Below are 7,113 nucleotides of genomic sequence, written 5' to 3'. Positions count from 1 at the left end.
GACCGCTTCGCGGCCACCTCTTCCATCAACGAAGAGGAGGTGATGATACCCACCGCCTCGATTACCGCCCTCCTCTTCCTTGATGGAAGAGGTGCGCCGGGCGCAGCCCGGGGCGGAGCTGGTGACGGCCTCGCCCTTCCCTTGCTTGATCCACGCCCCCACTGCCCCCACACTCTCCGCCCCCACACTCTCCAACGGGAAGTGGCCGCGTGAGGCAGAACATGAAAACCAAGGACTGGTACGCGCAATTGAAGAAGCCGGCCTGGGCGCCGCCCGCCTGGCTGTTCGGCCCCGTCTGGTCGGTGCTCTACCTGATCATCGCGATCAGCTTTGGCTTTGTGTTCTGGCTGGCCTTCACCGGTTCGGTTTCGGCCTGGCTGGCGCTGCCCTTCGCATTGAATCTGGTCTTCAACGCCGCCTTCACGCCGCTCCAATTCGGACTGCGGAGCAATGCGCTGGCGGCCGTCGACATCACTCTGGTGCTGGGCACGCTGATCTGGGCCCTGGCCACGATCTACCCGATCGCGCCCTGGGTTCTCTACGCCAATATCGCCTATCTGATCTGGGTCTGTTTCGCGACCGTGCTGCAATACACCATCACCGCACAAAACCGGTGACCGATGCCGTTATTTGCGGCGGCATCTTGTAGCCCCATCGTCTGATCCACATTTTGGCACCGTGTGCCGCATCTGCGGGCCAACCGGGGAAATTCAATGGATTATGTCTTCGTGATGGCCGGGCTGATCGGCCTGTTCTTTGGCGGTGAAGCGCTAGTGCGCGGCAGTGTCGGGATTGCCCGCCGGATGGCGGTTCCGCCCCTGCTGATCGGCTTGACAGTGGTGGGGTTCGGCACCTCGACGCCGGAATTGCTGGTCTCGGTGGATGCGGCGCTGCGCGGCGTTCCCGATATCGCGGTCGGCAATATTATCGGCTCGAATCTCGCCAATATCCTGCTGATCGTCGGGGTCTCTGCGCTGGTCTGGCCGATCCGTATCAGCGGCGCCACGCTGCGCCGCGATACCGGCGTCATGATGGCCGCAACGCTGATGCTGATCCCCGTGCTGGCGCCGGGCGAGATCGCGCGCCTGTCCGGCCTGGTGCTATTTGCAGGCCTGGTGATGTATCTGTCCTGGGCTTATTTGCGGCCGGGCGAGGTGGAGCCCACCGCCGAAACCGATGCCCCGCCACCCTCCAACCTGGTCTCGCTAGTCTGGGTCTTCGCCGGGCTGATTGCCCTGATGGCAGGGGCCAGAATGCTGGTCGATGGTGCGGTCGCCATCGCGCGCGGCTATGGCGTTTCCGAAGCCTTCATCGGTCTGACAATCGTGGCGGTCGGCACGTCTTTGCCGGAATTGGCGACCTCGCTGATCGCCGCGCTGCGGCGCCAGTCGGAAATCGCGATCGGCAATATCGTCGGCTCAAATATCTTCAATATCCTGGGCATTCTTGGCGTCACCGCCATGGTCACGCCGATCCCTGTGGCGTCGCGTTTCCTGGGCTTCGACCTGCCCATACTGATCGTGGCCTCGCTCGTCCTGACAGGTTTGCTGGTCACGCGCCCGGCCATTGGCCGCGGTATCGGCGCGATCATGCTGGCGAGCTATGTCGCCTATATCTGGTTTGCGCAGGGCTGATCGCCCGCAGCGCCCCCCCTAGCCGCAGGTCAGGCTCTCCACCGTATCATCATCGGCGATGCGGATGGTGAGGCGCTCGGGGATGTATTCCATCGTGACGCGGGAATAGCGGCCAACGACACGGTAATTGGCCGGCAAGGTGCGGCTGTCGACCTCGATACGGGGCTGGCCGACATGGTGCTGGAAATTCTCCATGCCACACGAGCCGGTGATCGGGCGCTGAAACGCAGCGGTGCCGATATCCTGGACCGCGCCCATTGAGGGCATGTCGGAGGCGGGCTCGCTGACGACCGATGCCTGCGGCTGCGGCGCGGGCATGGCGGCCCGGGGCGCAGGCGCGCCATCGAAGGCACAGCCGGTGAGCAGGACGCCCGCAGCGAGGCCGGTGAACAGGGCAAGGACAGGCTTCATCAGATCAACTCCAGGCGGTCAGCCACACCAGAGACGGACGATGGCCCCGTCGCCGTCGAGGTCAATATTGAGACGGTCCGGCCGGTGATCCATGGTGACCGGCTGGCCAGGATGGATCGGGCGCACGATGCGCGCCAGGCTTTCCAGATCAACTTCACGGATCGGCTGGCCGATCAGATATCCACGCGCTTCGGCGCCGCACGGGTCGGCGGCAGGTTCAAAGCCGGGCAGGCTTGTCACCGGCGGCTCGCCATTGCCGGTCGCGGCGCAGGCCGAAACGGCCAGTGCGGCCAGAACGGGTAACAGGATGCGTCGGGTCATGCTTTCTTCTCCCAGCGGCCTTCCGGTGATTGCCGCCAGTATGAGACAGTTCGCTGCGGTGTCGACAATTGTTTCCAGAGCCGGCGTGCCGCATTGACGGCACTCTCATCCTGGCCATCAAACATCACGATGACGCGCTCGAACGCATCGGCATTCTCCGGCACTGCGCCGTCGAGCAGGAAGAGGCATTGCGCCTGATTGGGATTGGCCTCGTCGCTGGCGAGCAGGACGGGCTGGCGCTCGGCTTCGGCCTGGTCGGCGCGGCCGTGCGGCAGGAAACTGGCCTCGCGCCCGGTCCACAGACTTTGGTCGAGCGAAGCCAGACGGTCCCCATCGCCTGAACGCACCAAGGCCCGCCAGCCCTTGGCCAGCGTCTTTTCGAGCAATTCCGGCAGAACCTCTTCCGGCCCGGAACGCTCGAGATGATAGAACCAGATATCAGCCGGCATCCACAAAAAGGGCGGCCCGAAAGCCGCCCTCTCCTGTTTCGAAGGCTAGCCTTCGTAATTGTCGCGCACGAAACGGTCGAGCATGCGCACGCCCCAGCCTGTGCCCCAGCTCGGCTGACGCGGATCATCCTTCATGCCGCCCATCGCCGTGCCGGCAATGTCGATATGGCACCAGGGCTTGTCATTGACGAAGCGCTTGAGGAATTCCGCGGCCGAGATCGAACCGGCCAGACGGCCTTCGCCGACATTGCGCATATCGGCATTCTTGGTCTCGATATGCTTCTCGTAATCAGGGCCAAGCGGAAGACGCCAGACCGGCTCGTCAGACGCATTGCCGGCGGCGAACAGACGGTCGGCGATCGTGTCGTCATTGGAGAAGATCGCGGCGCGCGTATTGCCGAGCGCGATCAGGACGGCGCCGGTCAGGGTCGCCAGGTCGATCATGAGTTTCGGATCGAAGGTCTGCTGCGCATACCAGAGAACGTCGGCGAGGACGAGACGGCCTTCGGCATCGGTGTTGAGGATTTCAATCGTCTGGCCGGACATTGAGGTGACGATATCGCCCGGACGCTGGGCATTGCCGTCGGGCATGTTCTCGACCAGGCCGACAATACCGATCGCATTGACCTTGGCCTTGCGGCCCGACAGGGCGGTCATCAGGCCGACCACGGCAGCGGAACCGCCCATATCGCCCTTCATTTCGTCCATGCCGGCGCCCGGCTTCAGGGAGATACCGCCCGAATCGAAGGTCAGGCCCTTGCCGACGAAGACCAGCGGCTTTTCGCCCGCCTTGCCGCCATTCCAGCGCATGATTGCGATATGGCTCTCGAATTCCGACGCCTGGCCGACACCGAGCAGGGAGTGCATGCCCAGTTCGAGCATTTGCGCCTCGTCGAGGATTTCAATCTCGAGACCGAGCTTGGCCATGCCCTGGATCTGCTTGGCATAGGTTTCGGGGTTGAGGATGTTGGGCGGCTGGTTGAGCAGTTCGCGTGCGGTATCGACACCATCAGCGACCGCGCCCCAATTGGCCCAGGCCGACTTGGCCGCATCGACATCGTCAACGGCGATCGCGACCTTGGTCAGCGAGGGTTTCTTGTCGTCGGAAAGCTTGGTGCGGTACTGGTCGAAACGGTAGGCAGCCAGGCGGGCACCAAGGGCAGCGCGGGCCGCGCCCTCGCCATTGGTCTCGCCATCGAGGCGCAGCGTCACCGCGGTTTCGCCACCGGTCAGAAGCTTGGCGACCACGGCGGCAGCGGCTTTCTCCAGCACGCTCTCATTCAGCTTGGCCTTGTCGCCAAGGCCGAAAATCACGACGCGCCCCGCATCAATGCCGGCCGGTGCGATGATTTCCAGTGTCTCGCCAGCGCCGCCCTTGAAGCGCGATGCAGCAATAGCGCGGCCGAGCGCGCCCGAAGTCGCGGAATCGACCGACTGGGCCGCGGCCGAGAGCGAGGCCTTGTCAAAGGCTGGAACGGCGATGGCTCCGGTAGCGGAAGCGGCAGTGATGAATTCGATCTTCATGGCTTGACCTTCTCGAAAAGCGGGGGCTCCAAAATGCAGATGGAACCGAAAAGATGGATTGCGGAAGTGGTATCCGATCCAGACGTGAGATAGAAGGCGCATCACGCAGCGAAAATTCGGTCATGATTCTGGTTCAACGCTATTTCTTCCGGCAGATGCTCTGGCCGTTCATCACGGCGGTCTCGGCCCTGGCCGGTCTGGCGCTGTTGACGCAGAGCCTGTCGAATGTCGATCTGGTGTCGGGCTATTCGCAAACCGCCTTCACCTTTCTCAAGGTGACACTGCTGGCCCTGCCGCAATTGACCGCCCTGCTGGTGCCAATCGCCATCTTCATCGCCATCCTGTCGGGCATGAACCGGCTCGCGGCCGATAGCGAGTTCGTGATCGCCTCGGCCTCGGGGATGAGCCGGCTCGCCGTCCTGTCACCGCTGATCAGGCTCGCCGTCTATGTCATGATCTTCAATCTTGCGATCAATCTCTTCGTCCAGCCGCTGGCCTACCGCGAAATGCGCCGCAGCCTGCACGATCTGCGCTCTGATGCCGCCGCCAGCCTGATCACGCCGGGCGCCTTCACCCAGATCGGTGCGGGCGTGACGCTCTATGCCCGCGAGCGCGGCCGTGACGGACATATGCAAGACGTGCTGATCCACGATACCCGCGTCGCCAATGAGCCGATCACGATCACGGCGCGCGAAGGTTTCATCGTGCGGTCCTCAACCCAGTCCTCAATGGTACTGGCCGACGGCAACCGGCAGCAGATCGATGCCGCCGGCGAACTGGGCTATGTCACCTTCGACCGCACCGAATTTGACCTTGGCGAGTTTATCGGCCCGATCGACGCGATGTTCTTCAAGGAAAGCGACCGTTTCCTGCACGAGCTGATCTGGCCCGATGCCAGCACGATTGCCCGCAGCGGCGGTCCGGAGCGCGCCTGGGCGGAAGCGCATTACCGGCTGTCCTCGCCGCTCTATAATCTCGCCTTTGTGCTCATCGCCGCCGCCGTTTTCCTGGCCGGCGATTATTCGCGTATGGGTTATGGCCGCCGCGTCATGGTGGCCGTCGGGCTCGGCCTGTCCCTGCGACTGACCGGATTTGCGGTCCAGTCGGCCAGTGTCGTCGATGGCGCGGTCAATGCCGGCCAGTATCTGGTGCCCTTGCTGGGTTGTCTCGGCGCCGTGACGGTCATTTACTGGCCCACGCGCGTGCGCCCGGCCCGCCATCTGGCCGACGGAGCCTGAGCCCATGCTGCTGAGCCGCCTCAATCGCTATATGATGGTGCAGACCCTGGTCGGGCTGTGCCTCGCCCTGCTGGTGATCAGCACGGTCATTATCCTGGTCGATTTTGTCGAGCAATCCCGCGCCATCGGCACCCGGGTCGATATCGGCTCGCTCGATCTGCTCTGGCTGACCCTGCTCAAGACCCCGTCCCTGATCGAGACCACCCTGCCCTTCGTCTTCCTGTTTGGCGTGTTGACCTCGCTCTTCCGGCTCAATCGGTCCAGCGAGCTGATCGTGATGCGCGCCTCCGGCATGTCGGCCTGGCGCATTCTGTCGGCACCGATCGGCCTGGCGCTGGTCGGCGGGCTGCTGGGAACGCTGGCGCTGAACCCGCTGGGCTCGGCCGGCAATGCCGAGTTTGAACACCGCCGCGACGCGCTGATGGATGTGCGCCGCAGCGCCAATGTCGAGGAGCCGGTCTGGCTGCGCGAAACCAATCTGGACGGCTTCACGGTCATCGCCGCCCTGGCGCTCGATGAAGGCAGCCAGCGCCTGATGACCCCAGCCTTCATGTATTTCTCGGTCAATGCCGAAGGCGTTCCCCAACTCGAGCGCCGGATTGATGCCGCCAGCGCCAGCCTGCGAGACGGGTTCTGGGAAGTCACCGAGGCCGTCGAGCGGACGCCGAACAGCGCGGCCCTCGATCTCGGCCTGGTGACGATTCCAACCCTGATCAACCGCCAGGCCCTGTTCGAGCGGGCCCGTTCACCGGATGGCGTTTCGGTCTGGGACCTTCCCGGCCTGATTGCGTCGGCGAATGAGGCGGGCCTCGCAACCGAGCGCTATGAGCTGCGCCTGCACCGGTTGCTCGCCCTGCCGCTGACCCTGCTCGCGGCGACCCTGATCGCGGCGGCAGCGACCCTGAGACTGCACCGTCTTGGCGGCGCGGCAGCTTTCGCACTGGCTGGCGGCCTGGCTGGTTTTCTGATGTTTTTCCTGCAGGAAGTGCTTGGCTCGCTCGGTGCGACCGGCGCCCTTCCCGCTGCCACGGCCGCCTGGACAGCACCGGCGCTGACCGCCCTTCTCGCCATGAGCTACATCGCCTCGACCGAGGACGGATGACGCGATGGACGACTGCGGCGGCTTCCGTTAGTCATAAAGCCCGGTATTCGAACCTGACCGGATCAGACAAGGAGTGACGCATGGCGTCGCAGTTTAGCCGCCTCGCGGCTGCATTGATGGGCTCTGGCGTGCTCGTCCTGTCGCCTGCGGTCCTGGCCCAGACTGCGGAGACCGATGACGCACCCGTCTATCTGGAAGCCGACAATCTGGAAGACCTGGGCGACGGCGCCGGGTTTCTGGCGACCGGGCACGTCCGCGCGCGCCAGAGCGACCGCACGCTCTATGCCGACGAGCTGGAATATCATCCCGATCTGAATCGCATCATCGCCCGCGGTAATGTGATCATCCACGGTCAGGGCCCCCATCCGCAATATGCTGACGAGGTCGAGCTCGACTCTGAAATGTCAGCGGGCCTCGCGCTCGGCTTTGCCACC

Annotated in this window: 8 protein-coding genes and 1 pseudogene; 5 read left to right on the top strand and 4 right to left on the bottom strand. The window is 64.0% G+C overall.

The features are described 5' to 3' along the window. The first annotated feature begins 221 nt into the window (after positions 1 to 221). Together ACN0YJ_RS14400 and ACN0YJ_RS14395 are read left to right on the top strand one after the other, a co-directional pair. Complete coding sequence (locus ACN0YJ_RS14400; RefSeq protein WP_417496605.1) at positions 222 to 617, top strand: TspO/MBR family protein; 396 nt, start codon at positions 222 to 224, stop codon at positions 615 to 617. 96 nt (positions 618 to 713) lie between these two features. Beyond that, positions 714 to 1,634 carry a calcium/sodium antiporter gene (locus tag ACN0YJ_RS14395; protein WP_417496604.1) on the top strand — a complete coding sequence of 307 codons (921 nt, stop codon included), beginning with the start codon at positions 714 to 716 and terminating at the stop codon, positions 1,632 to 1,634. Between the two features lie 18 nt (positions 1,635 to 1,652). Here the strand turns inward: ACN0YJ_RS14395 and ACN0YJ_RS14390 are convergent, their stop codons facing one another. The 4 genes from ACN0YJ_RS14390 to ACN0YJ_RS14375 are packed head-to-tail and all read right to left on the bottom strand — an operon-like array spanning position 1,653 to position 4,339. Further along, complete coding sequence (locus ACN0YJ_RS14390) at positions 1,653 to 2,045, bottom strand: hypothetical protein (RefSeq protein ID WP_417496603.1); 393 nt, start codon at positions 2,043 to 2,045, stop codon at positions 1,653 to 1,655. Between the two features lie 18 nt (positions 2,046 to 2,063). Beyond that, a complete protein-coding gene (locus ACN0YJ_RS14385) occupies positions 2,064 to 2,366 on the bottom strand; it encodes an I78 family peptidase inhibitor (RefSeq protein ID WP_417489936.1) in 303 nt (100 codons plus the stop codon). Then, positions 2,363 to 2,815 (bottom strand): DNA polymerase III subunit chi, encoded by a 453-nt coding sequence (locus tag ACN0YJ_RS14380; RefSeq protein ID WP_417496602.1) that lies wholly within the window; start codon positions 2,813 to 2,815, stop codon positions 2,363 to 2,365. Before ACN0YJ_RS14380 ends, ACN0YJ_RS14385 begins: the two co-directional genes overlap by 4 nt. Positions 2,816 to 2,860: 45 nt before the next feature. Beyond that, positions 2,861 to 4,339 (bottom strand): leucyl aminopeptidase, encoded by a 1,479-nt coding sequence (locus tag ACN0YJ_RS14375; protein WP_417489938.1) that lies wholly within the window; start codon positions 4,337 to 4,339, stop codon positions 2,861 to 2,863. 122 nt (positions 4,340 to 4,461) lie between these two features. Between ACN0YJ_RS14375 and ACN0YJ_RS14370 the strand changes: the two genes are divergently transcribed. From ACN0YJ_RS14370 to ACN0YJ_RS14360, 3 genes and pseudogenes are all read left to right on the top strand, one after another. Beyond that, complete coding sequence (locus ACN0YJ_RS14370; protein ID WP_417496601.1) at positions 4,462 to 5,577, top strand: LptF/LptG family permease; 1,116 nt, start codon at positions 4,462 to 4,464, stop codon at positions 5,575 to 5,577. Positions 5,578 to 5,581: 4 nt separating this feature from the next. After that, complete coding sequence (locus ACN0YJ_RS14365; protein ID WP_417478423.1) at positions 5,582 to 6,679, top strand: LptF/LptG family permease; 1,098 nt, start codon at positions 5,582 to 5,584, stop codon at positions 6,677 to 6,679. Between the two features lie 80 nt (positions 6,680 to 6,759). Next, a pseudogene (locus tag ACN0YJ_RS14360) lies at positions 6,760 to 7,113 on the top strand (hypothetical protein); the annotation flags it as partial.

Origin of the sequence: Maricaulis sp., from assembly GCF_048270095.1 — a bacterium.
GTDB lineage: Bacteria > Pseudomonadota > Alphaproteobacteria > Caulobacterales > Maricaulaceae > Maricaulis.
Note: the sequence above shows the minus strand (reverse complement) of the source record. Positions and strands in the feature narration are given on the sequence as shown.